Origin of the sequence: Nostoc commune NIES-4072 (genome assembly GCF_003113895.1) — a bacterium.
GTDB lineage: Bacteria > Cyanobacteriota > Cyanobacteriia > Cyanobacteriales > Nostocaceae > Nostoc > Nostoc commune.
The window spans coordinates 754,106-774,347 of the sequence record NZ_BDUD01000001.1 but is presented as its reverse complement, the minus strand read 5'-3'; the positions used below and the strand labels follow the sequence as shown (position 1 = coordinate 774,347).

Genomic DNA, 20,242 nt, shown 5'->3' with positions numbered 1-20,242 from the left:
GATTACCGAAGTATCATCAACATCTAGGGTAGAAAAATTTAATATAATTAGCTGTTCTAAAGAATGGTTAAACCTGTTGGTGTACTTGACTAATCAAGCAAGTAATAAGTTTGCAAGTATAAGGTATAGGTTTCAATGGCACCGCCTCTTGTGTCTGTTCCGATGAAGAAAAATAAGAAACCGTCTCTGGTGCTGACGCTCTCGGCTGCTGGGCTATTGATTGGTGCAGGGAGTGCAGCATACTGGTTGTTAAGCCAGAGACAACGATCTTCTAGCGATTTGCTAGTAGGTGCAAATATTATTCCTGGTGATGCCCTGTTTGCGGTTTCTCTGACAACAGATCCCCAGCAGTGGCAGAAATTGCGGGAGTTTGGCACGAAAGAAACCCAAGCAGAACTGGACAGAAATTTAGTTGAATTGCGCGATCGCTTTCTCACTAATAATGGTTACGATTTCCAGAAAGATATCGCTTCTTGGGTAGGCAATGACGTTACAATTGCAATTCTTGCCCCAGCAATAGCAAGTATTGCTGCACCCAAACCAGTTACCACCAATGAAGATGCTGCCAACGATCAGCAGTCGATGGTAATGGTATTACCAGTGAAAAACCCAGAAATCGCCAAAAATATTTTGGCACAACCCAAAACCCTTAAACAAGGCAAATGGATTGACCGTGTTTATCAAGGGATCGCCATTAAACAAAGTCAGGGACAAGCAGGAGAAAACTTCTCAGCAGCATTATTAGATGGGCGTTTTTTAGTTATAACTGATAGTCCCAAAGCCACAGAACGAGCAATTGATGCTTACAAAAATCAAACATCTCTAGCGACAACAGGGGGCTTTGCTGAGAACTTTCCAAAGATCGCCGACTACCAACGCTTTGGCCAGTTTTACGTCAATGTGCCAACAGCAGCCAAAATAGCCGCAGCTTCTCCAAACCGCCCAATACCAGCTCAAGTTTTGGCTCAACTGCAAAATAACCAAGCTTTAGCGGGGACAATGACTTTAGAGGCAGAAGGAATCCGTTTCAAGGGCGTTTCTTGGTTAAATCCTAATAGTCAACGGGTGCTGGCGGTAGAAAATAATGCTGGGCAAATGCAAAACCGCGTACCAGCAGAAACCTTAATGATGCTTTCGGGGGGAAACTTACAGAGATTGTGGGGAGATTACGTTTTAACATCTCAAGGAAATCCCCTCTCACCGATCGCACCAGAACAACTTAGAAGTGGTATAAAATCTCTTACCACTCTCGATTTAGATAAGGATTTGCTCAGTTGGATGAAAGGCGAGTTTTCCTTATCAGTGATTCCTACTACTCCAAAAGAAGGTTCACCAAATGATTTTCGTGCGGGTTTGGTGTTCATGGTACAGGGAAGCGATCGCCAATCAGCTGAAACATCCATAAAACAACTCGATGAGGTGATGAGAGATCAATACCAGTTCCAAGTTCAACCGGCGAAAGTCGCAGGACTACCCGTTGTTAACTGGGTTTCACCCTATGGTACTTTAACTGCCACCCACGGCTGGTTAGATGGAGATGTCGCCTTTCTAGTAGTGGGCGCTCCTGTTACTGATAAAATTCTTCCCAAACCCAACACGACACTAGCTAGCACGATCCCCTTCCAACAAACAGTTCCTACAGAACCAAATCCGACAAATGGTCAATTTTTCCTGGATGTGGAACGAACTGTGAAAAATTTCCTTTTACCAACTCTAATTCCCAATCAACAAGCTTTGCTTAATGCAACGCGCTCAATTGGAATGACATCTGCCGTCAGCGACAGTCGCAGTAATCTTTACGACATTTTTATAGCACTTAAAAAAGTTAGGAACACGACTCCCTTGCCTAGTCCAGAAAGTAATAAGAGCAGTTCTGTTAGATAGGGGAGTGGGGAGTAAGAATTTTAGATTTTGGATTGCCCCTGTCCCATGACCCTCTAAGCATATAGGATCATAACAGTCAGAATCGATATTTTAAATTATCCACGGAGAGAAGACTTTATGAATTTGGTTGTACTCCAGAACTGGCTGGACAATGCCTCCTTTGCCATATTATTCCTTACAATGCTGGTGTATTGGGGAGGAGCGGCTTTTCCGAATCTGCCTTATTTAGCCGCTTTGGGGACAGCTGGGATGGCGATCGCTAATTTGTGCATGGCGACTCTATTAGGGGCAAGATGGATAGAAGCTGGTTACTTTCCCTTAAGTAATCTCTATGAATCCCTGTTTTTCTTAACTTGGGGAATTACCACCGTCCATTTAATTGCTGAAAGTAGTAGTCGTAGCCGCTTAGTAGGAGTGGTTACAGCTCCTGTGGCAATGTTGATTGCTGCTTTTGCGACTATGACACTACCATCCCAGATGCAAGCGTCAGAACCTCTAGTACCTGCCTTAAAGTCAAATTGGCTGATGATGCATGTCAGCGTCATGATGTTGAGTTATTCTGCTTTGATGGTGGGTTCATTATTAGCGATCGCTTTTTTAGTTGTGACTCGCGGTCAAAACATTCAACTACAAGGTAGTTCAGTCGGTACTGGTGGCTATCGCAGCAACGGCTATCGCTTACACAAAGCAGCTGAACTAATTCCTCAACCATCAGCCCCTTCTGCCGAAAATAACGGCTTTGCTCGTTTTGAAACTACCAGTAACGGCAACGGTAACGGTAACACCGCAGTTTTGGGTTTAGTTACAACAACCCCAATCCAAAATCCGCAAGACACTCGAGGACTCGCTAACGCTTCGCTATCCGAAATCCAAAATTCGGAACCCCTTTCACCCCAGCGCCTTAGCCTTGCCGAAACCCTCGACAACATCAGCTATCGCATCATCGGGCTAGGATTTCCCCTGCTGACAATTGGTATTATTGCTGGTGGCGTTTGGGCTAACGAAGCTTGGGGTTCTTACTGGAGTTGGGACCCCAAAGAAACTTGGGCATTGATTACCTGGCTAGTGTTCGCTGCTTATCTCCACGCCCGAATCACTCGCGGTTGGCAAGGGCGTAGTCCGGCAATTTTAGCTGCCACTGGTTTTGTTGTTGTTTGGGTTTGCTATCTCGGTGTGAATCTTTTGGGTAAAGGGTTGCATTCTTACGGTTGGTTCTTTTAAGAACCTCGCTAAGACAGTACTGAGTTATGAGTATTTTACTTTTACTCATAACTTAGGACTTAATAAAATCTCACGTAAAACTATGGGAAGTTGAGTGTTTAGGTTGAAACGCAGAGGAGTGCAAAGTTTTTCTTTGCCCCTACTCTTACGAGATCGCTAAGAGCGATTGCGCGAGACAAAATTATTACTGATAATGACTAGGGACTAATGACTAATGACCAATGACTAAATCTATAAAATCATCATTTTATTTCGGATGAACTGTTATATCCCTGGAAAATATAGATTTATTGACAGGAGATTTTTATGGAAGATGGATTCGAGAGACTAAACCATGATGAAGTTGTGTCTATAGAACCAGACACTTTTAATAAGTTAAATATTGCTAAAACTTTTAAAGTTCGTGATTTGATTACAGCAATTAAGGAATATATTGGAGCAGCAGAAACAGACGAAGTAAATTTGTATACACAAGGATTAAATTGTGAGGTTTTACAATTCAGTACTCAAGGGTGGAAAAAAGGAAAAGTTAGACTTGCTTTAGAATTTTGTCCTGAAGATTCTGAATCACCACTTGATGAAATTTTTCAAAGACTCAAACAAGTAGAAAATTAATATCCAATGAGCAAAACCCCGACTTCATAAAGAAGCGGGGTTCTGAGCTTCTTAATGTTTGTAAATAAAATAGGATGTGCTGAATTGCTACCAAAATTCATTAATAAAATAAAGATGTACTAATACCTGAGAAAGAGTAAACCTATCATGCTAAAGTACGATCCGTTAGCTTGTTTGCCCTCATCAGAGGAACTGCCAGACTCTGACGATACCCCTGTGGATAATGAATTACAAGATTTAATTCCCGGTTTACTCAAAGCGCTTCTAGCGATCGCTTGGGCAGAACGCATGGATTGGTTTTTTGGTGTAGATATGGGTATTTATTATGACCCAGATTTACCAGCAATAGTCCCAGATGGGTTTTTGAGTTTGGGCGTAGAGCGATTTTATGATGAAAACCTCCGCCCCAGTTATGTGCTTTGGGAAGAGAAGAAATTACCGATATTGGTGTTAGAGGTAGTATCTAAAACATACCGTGGTGAGTACTCGACCAAAAAAGCAGAGTATGCAAGATTGGGAATTTTGTATTATGTAGTTTACAACCCATTTCGTCGCCGTAAGCCACGTTTAGAAGTTTACAAATTAGTTAACAATATTTATGAATTACATGATGGTAATCCAGTTTGGTTGCCAGAACTAGGTTTAGGAATTGGCATCGAACGAGGAACTTATCTAGGTATACCACGGGAATGGATGTATTGGTATAACCAACAAGGACAACGATTTTTAACATCACAAGAAAAAGCTCAACAAGCAGAACAAAAAGCTCAACAAGCAGAACAAAAAGCTCAACAAGCAGAACAAAAAGCTCAACAAGCACAGCAAGAAAACCAATTATTACGAGAACGGTTGCGATCGCTTGGCATAGATCCTGATTCTCTGTCCTGAATTGCTATCAAAATTCATTAATGAAATAAAGCATAACAATTGCGATCGCTTGGCATAGATCCTGATTCTCTCACCTGAATTGCTATCAAAATTTATTAATGAAATAAATCCCATAATCACGAAGACGCGATAAATCGCCGTCTCTACAAAGGAATGATTATTGTAGAGACGGCGATTTATCGCGTCTCTTGCCTTGCCTTAATGGAACAACATTGCGAGGTTCACGAATGAAGCTCCGAGGTTCACAAATGAAGCTCAAAGGTTCACAAACGAAGCTCCGAGGCTCATCAACGAAGCTCTGAGGTTCATTAACGAAGCTCAAAGGTTCACAAATGAAGCTCCGAGGCTCATCAACGAAGCTCTGAGGTTCATTAACGAAGCTCTAAAGTTCACAAATGAAGCTCCGAGGTTCATCAACGAAGCTTAAAGGTTCACGAACGAAGCTCTGAGGTTCATTAACGGAGTTCAAAGACTCATTCACGAGTATAATAGGACTTACGCACACTCTACGAATTCTCGGCGCTCTTGGCGTCTTGGCGGTTCGAGAAATTAAGCTTTTTAGCAATTTTTGCGTAAGTCCTATATAAAAGACTCGTCCACGAATATCAAAGACTCGTCCACGAGTATCAAAGACTCTCGCGCGAGTATAAAAGACTCATTCACAAGTATCAAAGACTCGTCCACGAGTATTAAAGACTCATTACAGCAATTTTCATTTATTTAGAAAACACTCTCGCGTTCTTCTTTGCGTCCTTGCGCCTTTGCGTGAGATAAAAAATCTTTTGGTGCTGTAATTACGAATTACGAATTACGAATTACGAATTATCCTATCAAGACTTGCACTCACACCTTCAGCATCCGGTGACTTCAATCGCTGCAAAATCTCTAAAGCTGGTTGCAAATAGGATATCGCTTTAGTGTATTCACCCTGCTGTTCTGCCAAATGTCCTAACCACCATAGAGTCATTGCTTTGCCTTGGACATTACCAATGCGTTCTTCTATTTCCAAAGACTGATTGAAAAGTGCGATCGCTTCATCCACTTCCCCTTTATTGGCGTATAGAATTCCCAGTTGGCTTAACGTCGCCGCTTTGCCTTGGACATTACCAATGCGTTCAGTTATTTCCAAAGACTGATTGTAGAGTGCGATCGCTTCATCCACATCCCCTTTGTTGGCGTAGAGTATTCCCAGTTGATGCAACGTCGCCGCTTTGGTTTTGACATCACCAATGCGTTGAGTTATTTCCAAAGACTGATTGTAGAGTGCGATTGCTTGTTCCACTTCCCCTTTGTCGGCGTAGATCATTCCCAGACAGTGCAACGTCGCCGCTTTGCCTTGGACATTTCCAATGCCTTCTTTTATTTCCAAAGACTGATTGAAAAGTGCGATCGCTTATTCCACTTCCCCTTTGTCAACGTAGATCATTCTTAGTCGGTGCAACGCCGATGCTTTGCCTCGGACATCTCTAATGCGTTCTGTTATTTCCAAGGACTGATTGTAGAGTGCAATTGCTTGTTCCACTTCCCCTTTGTTGGCGTAGATCATTCCTAGTCGGCGCAACGTCGCCGCTTTGATTCGGCTATCTCCAATACGTTCTGTTATTTCCAAGGACTGATTGTAGAGTGCAATTGCTTGTTCCACTTCCCCTTTGTTTGCGTAGATTATTCCCAGACAGTGCAACGTCGCCGCTTTGGTTTGGACATCTCTAATGCGTTCTGTTATTTCCAAAGACTGATTGTAGAGTGCAATTGCTTGATCCACTTCCCCTTTGTTGGCGTAGATATATCCCAAATCGTGCAACGTCGAGGCTTTGCCTTGGACATCTCCAATGCGTTCTGTTATTTCCAAAGACTGATTGTAGAGTGCGATCGCTTGATCCACTTCCCCTTTGTCGGCGTAGATACGTCCCAGTTCATGCAACGTCGCCGCTTTGCCTTGGACATAACCAATGCGTTCTGTTATTTCCAAAGACTGATTGTAGAGTGCGATCGCTTGATCCACTTCCCCTTTGTAATATTTCAGCATCCCAAAATAATGATAAATTGATGCTAATTCTTGTTCGTCCTCTGCGGGACAAAGATTTAAAGCTTGTTGGTAATAATTTAATGCTTGATCAACCTCACCTATTTGGTGTTCACAATAAGCAATTTGTCTGAGAACACTATGATTTTTAGTAATTTCTAAAGTTGATTTGCACAGATTTATTGCTTCCCGAAAACGGCCTTGATTCCACAAGCGGTTAGCCGATAAACTAGCTACTTTCGCTGCAATTTCTCCATCCTTCCCCAACAAAGCCAACCGATGAATTTCTAACTTTTGTCCTTCCGTCGCACTTTCCACTTCTTTCCACCACAAGCGATACAAAATTTGTGCAGCTTGTTTATACAACTCTTCACCCCTGGAGTTTTCTGGAAACTCTAGTAACGGTGACAAAATACGGGGAACACGATACAACCTCTCTTTGTTGTTGGTGAGGGTAACTTCCAACAAACCCAAAATTTCAGCGCGTTGAATATGACTTTCCCAACTTGAGATATCCTCACAAATCGGGGAAATCGCAGCTAGAGGAACAGGTAACTCATACACCAACAACTTCCCCAGCATAAGACGCAAAGCTGGAGTTTGCTGCTTCAGCAATTCCTGTGCCAAAATATCCTCACGAAATTCCTTTTCTTTTTCTGCCATCTTTTGCAGAATCATCTCAACTCCCCTCTCCGCATCCGGCGACTTGGGGGAATTTTGCAAAATCTTATCTAACCATTCCAACAGCCGAGGATTTCCATCTGCTGCTTGTTTGGCACGTTCGGGCAAATCTGGCTGAAATTGCCAACTGCCATTAAACGAATCCAGACGATTATACTTTTTAATTAAATCTGCCCCACCCAAAGCACCCAGAGGTTCGCGGTACAGACGATGATTCAGTTCTGACAAAGTGAAATTGTAGCGACAGGTAATAATTACCTTGTGAGGAAGTTGGGAATTTTGCATCGCCTTCAGCAACGCCAGCAGTACATCCACAACTTGTGGTTGCAAGACATAAACCCCATTTCGTAATTCCAAATTAGCCTCAAAGTCATCCAGCACAAAGGCAAAGCGCTGTTCTTTGGTATTCAGTCCTTCAGTGAAAAACTTGGTGAGGCGCTGCATCAAGGGTAACTTGCCATTGAGAATTTCATGCCCCCGTTCCGAGGTACATTGTTCAGCCAGGGATTTGAGCAGTTTGTCCTCATCCAGTTGCCGAAAGTTCACCAGCCTGTGATAGCCAACCATCCTTTCCAGAAGTCGCGCCGTCACAGTACTCTTACCCACACCCCCCAGTCCGTGAATTAGTACCCCTAATGAAGTGCGAATAGCTTTGAGACAACGTTGCAAAGTCCGCCGTCTCCCAACAAACTCAGAGGGTTTCGCCACCCGCACCAGTTGGGTATCGGGATCTAAAAACTGTTGATAAGCAGGTTCCGGCGCAGAGGGTGGCACATCTCCCAACACTTCCACCAACGCACCGGGACATTCTCCCTGGACATATAACCGCAACAAATGCCAGTCACGCACATTCTGTTTAAACAACTGCTGGTAAGTGCTAGCAAGTGCTTGGGCTAATTCATATCCGGCTGCCAATTTCCCGTAGAGGTGCGCGGCGGCGGCTGTAGCTGTCCGATCTTCCACAGGCCGCCCCCAACTTAAAACCGCCCTAGCGCCTTGTGCAATAAGTGCCTCAGCCATTGAAGGGACAGCCCCTTTATCTGGTGCTTGTCCAGTCCGACACCCAGATAAAAACACCAATTTGGGAAAGCGAAACCGGAAGACTTCCGCCAGTTCTGCGGCTGTGGTTTCGTGGCGTTCCCCGATTTCCGTCTCAGTGATAAAGTAAGGCGTGTAAGGTGCTTCATCTTTAATTGAGGCGTGTCCTGTGAGGTGAAACACATCAAAGTCATTAAAATATTGACTAAAATAGCGACTCCACACCTTACCCAACTCGCTAACGCAACCGCTTTCTTCCACCCGCAAATCTACAGCAAAATCTCGCGTATCAGCCAGAATTCTCGCTTCTTCCTGTTCAAACTCTAACTTGGGTTGCACATCTTCCGGGTCGGTTGCCATAAACAATACTCGCAATTGTCGTGCTTCCACAGAAAACCCTTCCGTTTCTTTCTCAATCCAGCGCAGAGGTAACACCACAGGATTAACCCGCTTCACCAAAAAATCCTCACCATTATGCAGCACTTCCCAAGGTAGATGTGCCAATTTTTTATCAGTATCAATGGCAATTACCAACCCCTCACCACGACAGTTAGCAATTCCCCGACTCAACCACCGTCCATCGCCATCCAACCAAAAAAATAATTGCTGCCCAATTCCTGATAAATTGGGCAGCAGTTTATAGTAATCTCGTTCTCCTTGCTTGAGGAAATCAGCGATTTGTGCTAATTCCAGGCGACGTGATTCATAGTGCTTTATTTGAGGTAGCCAATACCTGAGTTCAACTGTTTCCTGCGTACTTTCCCGAAGTTGAATGCGGATAGTTTGCACTTATTTGCTGATAGATTTGAGGATTTCCGTGATTTCCTCTATAGTAGCTTCTTCCAGTAAAATCCTGTTTCCAGTATCAGGGTCAAGAATTACCACATCAAATTGCTTCCCTGGATGAGATTTATGCCATTCTTGATACCATTTGCGAATTTGTTCAGCTAAAGCCGCAGCACCGCCGACAATCCCAATGATAGTTGCGATCGCTGCTAGAGTTCCCTCTCTTTGCGTTGGAACTTCATAGCTTCCCGATATTCCAGGAATTTCTAGCAATGCTTCGGCTGCTGCTGGTGCGCCTTCCCCCTCAATACCGACTTGAATTCCTGCCATTAAATCACCTATGAATTTATACAAGATTCTGTATATTATGCGTTGAATTGGGGATAAGGTTCACGCACAGAAACAGAGAGAATTGCAAAATTATTTACTTTGTGTTGCAAGAATTGCCTAAAATAAGGCAACAAAGTCAAACCTGGAAGCCCAAATTGAATCTGACTTTCAAAAATTACGAATAACGAATTAGTATGAGAAGTTCCAAATATGGTGTGGACTCCCCTACACGCGAAAATCCATCGCACCATCCGATCGCGCCACTTATTTGAGAGCAACCAGCGTCTATTAATCGCTGTCTCCGGCGGACAAGATTCTCTGTGTTTAATAAAATTACTTTTAGATTTACAATCCAAATGGGGATGGGATTTAGGTATTGCCCACTGCGATCATCGTTGGCGTTCTGACTCCGAAGCTAATGCTCATCACGTTGAAAATTTAGCTAAAACTTGGGATACATCCTTTTATTTAGAAACAGCGAACGAATCTATAAATAGTGAAGCTGCTGCACGCGATTGGCGTTATAAAGCTTTAAGTGCGATCGCCAAAGCAAATAATTATCAATATATAGTTACAGGACACACCGCAAGCGATCGCGCCGAAACTCTCCTCTACAACTTAATTCGCGGTACTGGTGCTGATGGCTTACAAGCCCTAACTTGGCAACGCCCCCTAACTACAGGCATTATGCTAGTGCGTCCACTATTAGAAATTACCCGCACACAAACAGAGCAATTTTGTCAAGAGTTCAAATTGCCAATTTGGGAAGATTCCACCAATCAAGATTTGCAATATGCCCGCAACCGGATTCGCCAAGAATTAATACCCTATTTGCGGGAAAATTTTAATCCCCAAGTAGAATCAGCCTTAGCCCAAACAGCAGAACTTCTCCAAGCAGAAGTAGAATATTTGGAAAAAGCCGCCCAGCAGTTACGGGAAGAGGCATTGGGCATAGGGCATGGGGCATGGGGCATGGGGCATGAAGAATATTCTCTTACTCCTCTTCTTCCCTTGAGGTTAAATCGTCGGGTATTGCAGAAAGCACCATTAGCATTGCAACGTCGCGTGATGCGTCAGGTATTGCAGCAAATACTGACTGATGCCCCCAGTTTTGAACACATCGAAAAATTAACGGCTTTAATTATAGCGCCCAACCGATCGCAAACCGATCCATTTCCTGGTGGTGCGATCGCTCAAGTAGAAGGCGATTGGATCTGTTTGAAATAGTTATTTAAAGTCTTTTTGTTATCAGGGAGAATGCACATTATTAGTTTTAGAATTTTAAGAGAATATGCAGGAAGCCATGCAGATTGTCAGGAAGCATTAAGCAATTGGTATAAGATTGCTACTAAAGCGAAATGGTCAAATTTACTTGAAGTACAGCAAATTTTTATTAAAGCTGAAGCTGTTGGTAACTTTACAGTATTCAATATTAAAGGAAATAAATATCGCTTGATTATTAGTATAGATTATGAAGGACAGTTAATTTATATTAAGTCTATCCTCAGATATGCGGAATATGATAAGGAGAACTGGAAAGATGACCCTTACTTTTAATCCAGATAAATACAAGGAATTATTAACAGCTTATCTTCCCAAACTGATAAAAAGTGAAGTTGAAAATGAGCAAGCTTTAAAGATAGTAGAAGATTTAATGCACCGGGAATGTACCCCAGAAGAAGACGAACTTTATCAGTTATTAATTACTTTAGTTGAAAAGTTTGAGCAGGAATATTATCAGCCAATCCAGCCGAATAATTCTGTATCTATGTTGTTATTTCTTTTAGAGGAATCTGAGGGAAGTAGAGATGATTTAGTATCAGTTTTAGGAACAGAAGATTTGGTTAATAATATTTTAAATGGACAAGAGAAGATAAATACAGAACAAGCGCGTAAGCTGGGAGATTTTTTTAATGTAGAATCTAGTTTATTTATGGAATAAGAACTAAGTTCGTAGTTCGTACTTGGGCTTTAGCCCGAAAAAAATAAGTTAGGGCTGATGCCTAATAGCAAACCGATCTATTTCCTGGTGGTGCGATCGCTTAAGTAGAAAGCGATTGGAGCTTTCTCAAATAATTTTGAGTACTGTTATTAATTGTATCTTTTGGTTGTAAGTATATTTCATGAGTAGTAACATTATATCTAATGAGTTGACAATTTTTATTATTAACTATAATATACACCCAGTATCATGTAATTCCAAAAAAATACTGAGGTTATCAGGTGTTTCAACTAAATTTATACCTTAGGAATGTACTATCTACTATTGTGGTTACTGTAACAGCAGTTAGTTGGTCTGCTCAAGCACAAGCTATAACTATTGCTGGTTCCTCTAGTGGGACGTGGATAAATCCCGAAGCAGGGGCAGAGAACCCTAACCCTATATTCTCAGGTGTTGGAACTAATATATTCCAATGGGGTGATCCTAACGGTTTTGGAACTGGTTCAAATAAGCTTTCATTCAGTGGGAATTCATTTTCTACGAGTAATGACTCTTTATTTAAACTAGGAGATTTAACCTACTTCAATGGAATCACATTAGCAGGTACTCTTATTAATTCTGTATCCCTTAATACTTTAATAAATGTAGCTATTCCCACTCTACTCGATCAGAATTTTACGTCTAAAGTTAAACTTAGTACTACACTTAACACAGGTGCTCCTGATCTAGATGCTGATTCTATCTTTTTTCCAAATAGATTTCCCAGCCCAACATTTAATTTAGATGGAACTCTTACAAGACTTGAAATAGTTGGATTCAGTAAAGATGGTGGTGCAACAACTTTTAGCCAATTGCGCGTTTTTGAAGGTAAAAGCGATCAAGCAAGTCTGTATGCTAAATTTGTTACTGTTCCTGAACCATCTTATACAGGGTTACATATGTTAGCTTTCAGTAGTTTAGGTGGAGCCTACGTACTGAAACGGAAATTGAGACGACAAAAACTAGTTACTAGTAAAGGCTAAAATAAATTTTTCTTATTTTCTTAGTAAAGAATTTCAAAAGTTTGTAGCGTTATCGAGCCTCGCCAAACCTTAGCAGTAAGTCGCTCACTTCGTCACATATTTATGAAATACTGTACTTACCCTTTTGGGTTAACGCCTGTATTGGAGCAGGCGTTAAGTATTTTAGTTTAAAATCAACAGCTTGTACTTATGGATAAGCCGCCACCTTTAGTACTCAGCACTTGTTAAGACGCTAGTAATTGTGGCTGAGGCATTAAACTCTGGAGAGTATGGCGCAACTGAGCGATCGCTTGGACTTGATAATCACCAGTTTCCTGGAATTGCTCTAAAGATTCTCCAATTTCTTGCAGCTTCTGCCGTAATCCATCTAGACAATCCTGAATTGGTTGTAGTGCTTCTTGATAAAGATTCACTCGACCCCAGCATTGGGCAGTTGTTCTTCTTAGGGATAGCAAGTTTTCCTCCATCGCTTTCAGTTCTTGGCGCTTTTCATCCAAATCGTGAGTTTGATTTTCAATCATTCCCTGATTTAGCTCAATACCAGAACGAATCTGATCAATTTCACGTTCCAGCCTTTGGACTTCCTGTGAATATTGTTGTCGCTGGGTTTCAAGTTGTAACAGAATCGGTTCTAAATTAACTTTATTACCCTCTTCTTCATCAACAACAGTATGTCCTTGTCGCCGTAGTAATACAGCTTGGTGTTGCTTGAGAAACTTTTGATGCTGTAACATATTACGGCGTTGCCCCACCAAACTGGAGTTTAGCATCTGATAGAGGTCTTTTTCATCTGTTAGTTCCAGTTCCAAATTGATATGGTCATGGTCAGATGCGTGATTTAATTTATTTTGCAGTTCTTCTATAGCTTCTTGTTTATATTTCAATTCTTGTTCTTGATCGTGAACAAAGCTAGCGTCTATTTCTAACTTGTACTGCAAATCTTGCACAATCTTTTGCAGTTCTTCTAAAGGCATTTTCTCTAAAGCTTCCACATCAGCTTGCTGGCCGATAACTACACCACCAGACGCAGACAAAGAGTGAATCTGTTGATATAACTCTTCGGCGTTTCGTAGCTGCTCTTTGATTATCCGAGCATACTCTTGCTTGCTGCTAAGGTCTGCTCTATTTATCTGCAATTGGGCTGTTTGCTGGACTAGAGAATTTTGTGCTTGTTGCAATGCATTTTGGCGATCGCTAAAGGTTTGTGACAAACGCTCCACTTCTTCTTGCTGTTGTGCGATCGCACTTTTTTGCTGCTCCAGTTTTTGCCAGTGCGGGGTAAGAGTAGCTTGCTGCTTTTCGACCAATTCAAAGGCCAGATGGAGATGTTCTCTGACTGTTTCCGTGGGAGCAACACGACTAGATAAGCGATCGAGTAATTCACTCATTACCCGACTTTGCTCCTCATCTAAAACCGTTCCCTGTGGGAAATCCGCAAGACGTTCCTCCAGGCGGCGTTGCTCACCCCGCAAATGCTCCCAAGCGCCTTCCAATTCTAGGCGGTTGCGCTCAACTTCTGTTTGTAATCGTTCAATTTCCTGGCGGGATGTGTCAACTTCCTGTTTTTGCTGCTCCAGTTGTTGCAACTCATCCTCCATATTGTGCAACTGTTCAGAGCGTACTTCCATGTCCATTTCACGGCGATTCAACTCTTGCGCCTGAAACGTCAGCGATTGCTTCCACTGATCAATTTCATCTTCCTTGAGCTTAAATTTCTCCAATTGGCGGGAAAAATTCTGCAAAATATTGACTAATGGCCGCCCTGCTTCTTGAATACGTTGCACTTGACGATTTGGATTCAGTTCAACCAGTACTAAAGCACCATCATTTAATTTGCTTGCCTCCTCAGCCGCAATCACTTCTTCTGACACAGGACTCCAATTCTGGTCAGTTCGCTGACAAGCTAGTAGTTTCAGTTCAGTTTTGCCACCGCCACTGAGTAAACCACCCTTCTGTTTTTGTACTTCTGCTAAATACAGCACACCGTTAGTCCTTTATTGATGCACTTAAAGTTTATGTTTTGGGATATACCTTAAATAATTCTGTTAACTTATCTCACTGAACCGAAGTTTAGGAAAACAAGACAGACAAAACTATAGACGCGAGATATTACGTCTTGATATTTATAAAAGTGAGTCAGTCGCGCCTTTATATTTTGTACTGATGACAGTCATGATGACTTCCGTGTTAACACTAGCTTTGCCAAAGTGTATTACGAAAGATTAAACTTTATAGCTGAATCTATAGCAGTTCTCCTTTGGATGCAACAGATCGTAGTCAATTTAAGCCCAAACCCATTTAAAAATAATATTAACGGCATTACAAGGAGTATTTTTTAGATAAATGCAGGGAAATTTAAATGAAATTGATATTTGCAGTATCCTGCAATTGATTGAGTTGGGACAACGAACTGGGCAACTATGGGTCAGAGCTACTAGCTCTCACCATAACAACAAACTGGGTGGAGAGGGAGCAAGCATTTATCGCCTCAAACAACAGTCTTGGTTCGTCTTTTTTCTCAATGGTCAAATTATCTATTGCCAAGAAGGTGAGAGTAGTTTATCCAGAATTAGCGATTATTTACGTCATTATCGAGTCGAGATGCGACTTACCGACAAACAAATTGCCTCCTTACCATCAACCGACGCGCCAGAGTATGCCTATCTGTGGGCACTCTTGGAGCGGAATATTATCAATCCCAAGATCGCTGGTAGTATCATTCACGGCTTGGTACATGAAACTCTCTTTGACCTGCTGAGTTTACACCAAGGGAACTTCATTTTCCATCAAGGTGCGGCACTTGCGCCGCAATTAAACACTTTCGAGATTGCACCATTTGTTACAAAAATCACCAAGCAGGTGCAAGAGTGGAAGCAGCTGTATCCACATATTCAGTCTCCAGAACAATTGCCAGTGCTATCTGACAAAGTTCACCTACAATCCTCGCTACCAGAAGCAACCGTAAATAAGCTACAACATTGGGCTGATGGTAAAACATCCTTGCGTCAATTGGCTCGCTATCTTAACCGAGACATTTTGACAGTCGCTAAGGCAATATATCCTTATGTGCAACAGAGTTGGCTACAACTGGTATATTTAGACACTGCTAAACCAGATACCCACAGTGATAACGGGGAATTGAAGGGAAACCACAGGGGGCGGATAGTATGTATTGACGATGCGATCGCCATCGGTGAGACTATAAATTCCATCTTACAAGCACAAGGTTATGAAGCGATCGCTCTCACCAATCCTTTAGAGGCACTGAGTCTGGTTTTTAAACTCAAACCGGACTTAATTTTATGCGACATTGCCATGTCGGAATTAGAGGGGTACGAGGTTTGCGCCATGCTGCGGCATTCAAGGGCATTTCGGCTCACACCGATTATCATGCTCACTGGTAAAGATGGATTTATTGATCGAGTCAAAGCTAGTATGGTCGGGGCAACAGATTATTTAACAAAACCATTTACAGACACTGAGTTACTTATGCTTGTAGAGAAATATATCAACAACCAATGAAAATTGGGGATTGGGGATTGGGGATTGGGGACTGGGGACTGAGGATTGGGCATTGGGCATTGGGCATTAGTTATTAATTCTTCTCCCCCACACTTCCCATACTCCCTCATCTCCTCATCCTCCTCATCTCCCTCATCTCACTCATCTCACTCATCTCACTCATCTATCGGGCATATAAAGAGATCGAAGATTTGTTGATCTACTAAAAGATCAGTTAAAAGATGTTATCACAGAGTCAGCTACTTAGTGAAACGTCAATATCCCGGAAAATAGTGAGAACATACAATTAATTTATACAGTTAATACTTGTGGGGGAATCAAAGAATGTTCCAAATAGGAACGTCTATATCAGGGGGTAAATAGACACTTATGAGTACAGTTCTGATTGTGGAAGACAGTATCGCCCAAAGGGAGATGATTACAGACCTCCTGAAAGCAACTGGACTAACAGTAACCCATGCCAGTGACGGATTAGAAGCATTGGAGGCAATTCAAATAGCACCTCCCGATTTAGTGGTATTGGATATTGTCATGCCCCGAATGAACGGTTACGAAGTCTGTAGGCGCTTAAAATCCGATCCAAAAACCCAAAATGTCCCTGTGGTTATGTGTTCTTCCAAAGGCGAAGAATTTGATCGCTATTGGGGCATGAAGCAGGGTGCAGACGCTTACATAGCCAAACCATTTCAACCAACCGAGTTGGTGGGAACAGTCAAACAACTGCTGCGAGGATAAGGACAAAAGCAATATGGTCAGCAAACCGGACTTTTTAAGTGGCAGTGGTCAAGATCATTTCCGACCAGAATTACAAGTAGAAAGTCCTGAAGGTGAGTTACATTTAAGGTTTTACATTCCCTCGCATCAGGAGTTTGCACTACAAGCAACTGGCATTCGGGAGGTAATTGAACTAAGTCCCGATAGAATCACCCCGATTCCTAATGCTTCTCCTTTACTTTTGGGTACTCTAAATTTACGAGGTCGAGTTATTTGGGTAGCTGATTTGGGTCAATTTCTTGGGGAAACAAGTGCATTAAATACGGATAGAGCTGAAATTTCGGTGATTGCCATTGAAGAGCAAGACACAATAGTGGGTTTAGCAGTAGAAGAAATTGGTGGCATGGACTGGTTGGATGTCCAGAATCTCATGCCACCAACTAGTGTTCCAGATACTATGGCTCCCTTTTTACGTGGAGAGTGGTTGTTAGATACTAAAAACAAACAGTGTCTGCGACTACTCGATCAAATGGCAATTTTACGGAGTGCTAGGTGGGCAGGATGAAATTGGAGGAGGAAATGGCAGCAAGTATTGATAATTACGAGCCAACGTATCAACAGGCGATGACCGCCTATGTTCAAAGGAATTATGAGGTTGCCGCCACTTTAGTTGACCAAGTGGTGCAAAATTTACCAAATGACCCCAATTCCCATTTGTTAAGGGGTCACATCTACTATGTTTTACAGCAGTATGATGTAGCAAAAGAAGAATATCAAAAGGTATTACACTTGACTGACGATCAAGAAATTATTGGTTTTGCCAATAATGGAATTGAGAATATCAATCAGTATTTACAGTCATTCAGTGGGGAGATTAATACATCAGATAGTCAAGAGCAAATCAATTCCCCAGACATGTCTGATGCACTGGCAGATAGCGAACAAGAATTAGAAGATTTGGGCGCTAATGATGATTTTGACAGCGATAACCTTGATTTGAACTTTTTTGGAGAGCATCAAGAAGCTGTAAATGACGTTGAAGAGCTATCTTCAAAAAGTCCATTTGATATACCAACAGAAGATAGTATCGGAACAGGAAAAATATCAGATTCTTCTACAACTTTTGGTGACGATCCTTTTGCCTTCAATGAAGAACTACAGGAACAAGAATTAAATAGCAGCAATTTTGAGGATAAAACAGAATTAGAGTTGCCTGCTTTCTGGCAGGAAGATGTATCAGAAGAGAACTACGAAGAATCATTAGTAAATAATCAGTTTTCAGATAATGAGATAAATTCTGATTACAATAATTCAGCTATTGACAATAATAACTCTTCATCTTCTAATTCCAAAACTGGGAATAACAAGAATAATTTACCTGATTTATTGAGTGAGCCAAAGTCTCCAGAGGTTAGTAATGGGGACTTTGAATTTACAAAATCTAGTTTGGGAGATGAAACTTTACTTCTTGTTCAAGAAGAACTGAAAAATAGTTCGTCAAAAAATAACAAGAGTCAATATGATTTGCCTCAAACCGAAGCACACGATGATTGGTTGAAGCCAAAAAAATTTGCAGAAGCAGCTTTGGTGCCAGATGTATCTGATGATTCTTCATCTTTTAGTAGCAATCTACCTGTAAAAGACAAGCAGTTTAAATCAGGGGAAATCATCGGTAAGAATAGCTTTGATGACGATGATAATTTTGATATGGAAGCATTTGAGTCTGCCTTTGGCTCAGAGGGGTTAAGCTCTTATGAAGATTCAAATAATATACTGAATGGAGAAAATTCTAAGAGCAATATAGAATTTTTAGATGACTTTGAGGAATTTGATGATTTAGGTAATATTCCAGGGTTTGACCTGCTCGAAGCAGATTCTAACTTCGGCGATCTAGCAATGAATTCTGCTCAATTAGAAACCAGTGGCAGTAGACGTTCTCCATCTGTAGAGGCTTCTGCCAGTAGTGCAGCCAGCGATCGCGAAGAGGAACTATTCACAATGACTGGTTCCCATGAAGGAGTTCCAGTCTTTAGCCAAACAGATGTCTCAAAACTAGAACCCAATGTCAGCGTTGAGCAAGGATGGTTAGCACCATTAGAAAATGCCTCCATAGAAAGGAAACAATGGTTAATTGCTGGAAGTGTGGGCATTGTCTCGGCGCTGGTTGTTGCCACAGTTAGCTTTGTCGCCACCACATTCTCGCCAGCCCAACAACGAGAATCAGTACGAAACACTGGTTGGGCAATGTCGCTTGCAGCGGGAATTGCAGGTTTTGCTACCGCAGGCGTCATGGGGAATCTTGCACTCAAACAAATTCGGCGCACAACTGATGATCTCCAAGCTCAGTTTGAGGCTGTACGTCAAGGAAATCTGAATGCTCAAGCCACAGTGTTTTCCGAAGATGAATTGGGCCATTTATCTACTGGCTTTAATGAAATGGCACGGGTAATTTTCACAACTACAAGTGAAGCCCAACGGAAAGCCGATGAACAAGAGGAAGCCAAAGAAAACCTGCAACGCCAGGTGATTCGTCTCTTGGATGATGTGGAAGGAGCTGCTAGAGGCGATTTAACAGTCCAAGCTGAAGTCACAGCCGACGTATTGGGAGCGGTAGCTGACGCTTTTAACCTGACAATTCAAAATTTGCGGGATATTGTGCAACAGGTAAAAGTGGCAGCGAAGGATGTAACAAAAGGTGCAACCAATTCCGAAACCTTTGCAAGAGCCTTATCTAGTGATGCTTTGCGCCAAGCAGAAGAGTTGGCGGTGACGCTGAATTCTGTACAGGTAATGACTGACTCGATTCAACGGGTAGCAGAGGCGGCGCGGGAAGCTGAAACGGTTGCTCGTGATGCTAGTACGATCGCTCTCAAAGGTGGAGAAGCAGTAGAAAATACTGTGGCGGGGATTTTGGAAATTCGAGAAACCGTTGCCGAAACCACCCGAAAAGTGAAACGGTTAGCGGAATCTTCTCAAGAAATTTCTAAAATTGTGGCGTTGATTTCCCAAATTGCTTCTAGAACAAACTTACTAGCACTCAATGCTAGTATTGAGGCGGCAAGGGCAGGAGAAGCTGGACGCGGGTTTGCGATCGTAGCAGACGAAGTGCGCCAGTTAGCAGACAAATCTGCTAAATCCCTGAAGGAAATCGAACAAATTGTGATGCAAATCCAAAGCGAAACAGGCTCTGTAATGACCGCGATGGAAGAAGGCACACAACAAGTAATTAAAGGTACAAAATTGGCAGAAGAAGCCAAGCGATCGCTCGAAAATATTATTCAAGTAGCGAATCGCATCGATATTCTTGTACGTTCGATTACTAGCGACACTGTGGAACAAACTGAAACTTCCCGCGCTGTCGCTCATGTAATGCAATCAGTAGAACTCACCGCCCAAGAAACTTCCCAGGAAGCACAGCGAGTTTCAGGTGCCCTACAACACTTAGTAGGTGTATCCCGTGACTTAATCGCCTCCGTTGAACGTTTCCGAGTGGAAACTACAGAAACCAGATAAATTGTCATTTGTCCTTTGTCCTTTCTTATTTGCTAATGACCAATGACTAATGACCAGTGACCA

General features: G+C 42.2%; 16 protein-coding genes. 12 read left to right on the top strand and 4 right to left on the bottom strand.

Features of this window, described 5'->3' with window-relative positions:
- The first annotated feature begins 135 nt into the window (after positions 1 to 135).
- From CDC33_RS03335 to CDC33_RS03320, 4 genes are all read left to right on the top strand, one after another.
- Positions 136 to 1,884: a DUF3352 domain-containing protein gene (locus CDC33_RS03335; RefSeq protein WP_109007287.1), complete on the top strand. Its 1,749-nt coding sequence runs from the start codon at positions 136 to 138 to the stop codon at positions 1,882 to 1,884.
- A 117-nt stretch (positions 1,885 to 2,001) separates the two neighbouring features.
- Complete coding sequence (gene ccsB, locus CDC33_RS03330) at positions 2,002 to 3,105, top strand: c-type cytochrome biogenesis protein CcsB (protein WP_109007286.1); 1,104 nt, start codon at positions 2,002 to 2,004, stop codon at positions 3,103 to 3,105.
- A gap of 306 nt (positions 3,106 to 3,411) precedes the next feature.
- A complete protein-coding gene (locus CDC33_RS03325) occupies positions 3,412 to 3,720 on the top strand; it encodes a KGK domain-containing protein (protein ID WP_109007285.1) in 309 nt (102 codons plus the stop codon).
- Positions 3,721 to 3,867: 147 nt separating this feature from the next.
- On the top strand, positions 3,868 to 4,608 hold the full coding sequence (locus tag CDC33_RS03320) for a Uma2 family endonuclease (protein ID WP_109007284.1): 741 nt from the start codon (positions 3,868 to 3,870) through the stop codon (positions 4,606 to 4,608).
- 808 nt (positions 4,609 to 5,416) lie between these two features.
- On the opposite strand, the gene CDC33_RS41875 is transcribed toward CDC33_RS03320, so the two are convergent.
- From CDC33_RS41875 to CDC33_RS03310, 3 genes are read right to left on the bottom strand one after another with little or no spacing between them, the layout of a single operon-like run.
- Positions 5,417 to 5,977, bottom strand: a complete 561-nt coding sequence (locus tag CDC33_RS41875; protein WP_501193668.1) for a tetratricopeptide repeat protein — start codon at positions 5,975 to 5,977, stop codon at positions 5,417 to 5,419.
- Between the two features lie 24 nt (positions 5,978 to 6,001).
- The gene (locus tag CDC33_RS03315; RefSeq protein WP_439956586.1) at positions 6,002 to 9,139 is read right to left on the bottom strand and encodes a tetratricopeptide repeat protein; all 3,138 of its coding nucleotides are present in this window, start codon (positions 9,137 to 9,139) and stop codon (positions 6,002 to 6,004) included.
- A complete protein-coding gene (locus tag CDC33_RS03310) occupies positions 9,140 to 9,466 on the bottom strand; it encodes a hypothetical protein (protein ID WP_109007283.1) in 327 nt (108 codons plus the stop codon). It abuts the gene before it with no gap.
- Between the two features lie 210 nt (positions 9,467 to 9,676).
- Here CDC33_RS03310 and tilS point away from each other — a divergent pair, with 210 nt between their 5' ends.
- The 4 genes from tilS to CDC33_RS03290 all read left to right on the top strand — a co-directional run bounded on the left by tilS (position 9,677) and on the right by CDC33_RS03290 (position 12,430).
- Positions 9,677 to 10,693, top strand: coding sequence for a tRNA lysidine(34) synthetase TilS (tilS, locus tag CDC33_RS03305; protein ID WP_109007282.1), 1,017 nt, complete (start codon positions 9,677 to 9,679; stop codon positions 10,691 to 10,693).
- Positions 10,694 to 10,723: 30 nt separating this feature from the next.
- The gene (locus CDC33_RS03300; RefSeq protein WP_109007281.1) at positions 10,724 to 11,023 is read left to right on the top strand and encodes a type II toxin-antitoxin system HigB family toxin; all 300 of its coding nucleotides are present in this window, start codon (positions 10,724 to 10,726) and stop codon (positions 11,021 to 11,023) included.
- Positions 11,007 to 11,408, top strand: a complete 402-nt coding sequence (locus CDC33_RS03295; protein WP_109007280.1) for a helix-turn-helix domain-containing protein — start codon at positions 11,007 to 11,009, stop codon at positions 11,406 to 11,408. The genes CDC33_RS03300 and CDC33_RS03295 overlap by 17 nt, the downstream gene beginning before the upstream one ends.
- 281 nt (positions 11,409 to 11,689) lie before the next feature.
- On the top strand, positions 11,690 to 12,430 hold the full coding sequence (locus tag CDC33_RS03290; RefSeq protein ID WP_146195768.1) for a choice-of-anchor K domain-containing protein: 741 nt from the start codon (positions 11,690 to 11,692) through the stop codon (positions 12,428 to 12,430).
- A 224-nt stretch (positions 12,431 to 12,654) separates the two neighbouring features.
- On the opposite strand, the gene hmpF is transcribed toward CDC33_RS03290, so the two are convergent.
- The gene (gene hmpF / locus CDC33_RS03285) at positions 12,655 to 14,412 is read right to left on the bottom strand and encodes a pilus motility taxis protein HmpF (protein ID WP_109007278.1); all 1,758 of its coding nucleotides are present in this window, start codon (positions 14,410 to 14,412) and stop codon (positions 12,655 to 12,657) included.
- 361 nt (positions 14,413 to 14,773) lie between these two features.
- Here hmpF and CDC33_RS03280 point away from each other — a divergent pair, with 361 nt between their 5' ends.
- From CDC33_RS03280 to CDC33_RS03265, 4 genes are all read left to right on the top strand, one after another.
- Complete coding sequence (locus tag CDC33_RS03280) at positions 14,774 to 15,952, top strand: response regulator (RefSeq protein ID WP_109007277.1); 1,179 nt, start codon at positions 14,774 to 14,776, stop codon at positions 15,950 to 15,952.
- Positions 15,953 to 16,321: 369 nt separating this feature from the next.
- Entirely contained in the window at positions 16,322 to 16,687 is a 366-nt protein-coding gene (locus CDC33_RS03275; protein ID WP_069073698.1) for a response regulator transcription factor, read from the top strand.
- Between the two features lie 13 nt (positions 16,688 to 16,700).
- Positions 16,701 to 17,231, top strand: a complete 531-nt coding sequence (locus CDC33_RS03270; RefSeq protein ID WP_109007276.1) for a chemotaxis protein CheW — start codon at positions 16,701 to 16,703, stop codon at positions 17,229 to 17,231.
- A gap of 14 nt (positions 17,232 to 17,245) precedes the next feature.
- On the top strand, positions 17,246 to 20,179 hold the full coding sequence (locus CDC33_RS03265) for a methyl-accepting chemotaxis protein (RefSeq protein ID WP_109012419.1): 2,934 nt from the start codon (positions 17,246 to 17,248) through the stop codon (positions 20,177 to 20,179).
- The last annotated feature ends 63 nt before the right edge of the window (positions 20,180 to 20,242 follow it).